We start from the raw sequence: 1185 nt of genomic DNA, 5'->3' as shown, positions 1-1185 counted from the left end.
GGGAAATCCTGCAAAACCTCCCCCGATGTTTGGTAGTTGTCAGCCGGCCGTGGCATGCTTATCGGCCATGAAACAAAGCAGCCTGGGTCTGGACTTGAGCATCAAAAGAACCCGCAAGCAGGAACTGCTGGCCCAGATGGAGCGGGTGGTTCCCTGGGCTGCATTGGTCGATCTCATCGCCCCGTATTACCCCGAAGGCAAGAACGGTCGCCCCCCTTTGCACTGGAGACCATGCTGCGCATCCACTGCATGCAGCAGTGGTTCACCTTGTCGGATCTGGCGATGGAAGAAGCCTTCTTTGACACCCCGATCTACCGGGAGTTTGCAGGGCTTGATGCCCATGGGCGAATGCCTGACGAGAGCACCATCTTGCGCTTTCGCCACCGGCTGGAAAGGCACAAACTGGCCGATCAGATTCTGGCCACCGTCAATGAACTTCTGGCAGCCCAGGGCCTGCTGCTCAAGGCGGGCACTGCCGTGGACGCCACCTTGATCGCGGCGCCGAGCTCGACCAAGAACAAGGACAAAAAGCGCGATCCAGAGATGCACTCAAGCCAAAAGGGCAACGAGTGGCACTTTGGCATGAAGGCTCACATTGGCGTGGACGCGGACTCTGGGCTGGTGCACACCGTCATCGGTACCTCGGGCAACGTGTCTGATGTGGTGGAAGGCAACAGCTTGCTCCATGGTGAGGAGAAAGACGTCTTTGGTGATGCTGGCTACCAAGGCGCGCAAAAGCGCCCGGATGCCAGGAAAGATGTCACTTGGCATGTGGCGATGCGCCCGGGCAAGCGCAAAGAGCTGGACAAGGAAAACAACCCCATTGACGCGCTGATCGACCAAGTGGAGAAGATCAAGGCCAGCATCCGTGCCAAGGTGGAGCACCCCTTCAGGGTGATCAAACGGCAGTTTGGCTATACCAAGGTGCGCTACCGTGGGCTCAAGAAGAACACGCTGCAGCTCAAGACACTGTTTGCGCTATCGAACCTGTGGATGGTGCGCCACCAATTGCTGGCGGCGCAGGGATGAGTGCGCCTGCAAACAGGCAAGAGGCCGCAAAAGCGGCGCGAATGACCCGAAAGGGCGTGAAAAATGGCGCAAAGATGCGAGAAAACGGCCGCAATTGCATCATCTGAAAAACATCGACCCTGTAGCACTTACGAGTCCGAGTTGTTCAGGACATCC

At 57.8% G+C, this 1185-nt stretch carries 1 protein-coding gene; it reads left to right on the top strand.

Annotation, left to right across the window (positions count from 1 at the left end; all coding sequences use genetic code 11):
- Positions 1-67 precede the first annotated feature (67 nt).
- A protein-coding gene (locus KYG_RS06595; RefSeq protein ID WP_192810317.1) for an IS5 family transposase occupies positions 68-1029 on the top strand; the annotation gives its coding sequence in 2 pieces (ribosomal slippage) (positions 68-209 and positions 209-1029; 963 coding nt in all).
- The last annotated feature ends 156 nt before the right edge of the window (positions 1030-1185 follow it).

This window comes from Acidovorax sp. NO-1 (assembly GCF_000238595.1).
Lineage (GTDB): Bacteria > Pseudomonadota > Gammaproteobacteria > Burkholderiales > Burkholderiaceae_C > Acidovorax.
This window is presented reverse-complemented; position numbering and strand designations above follow the sequence as displayed.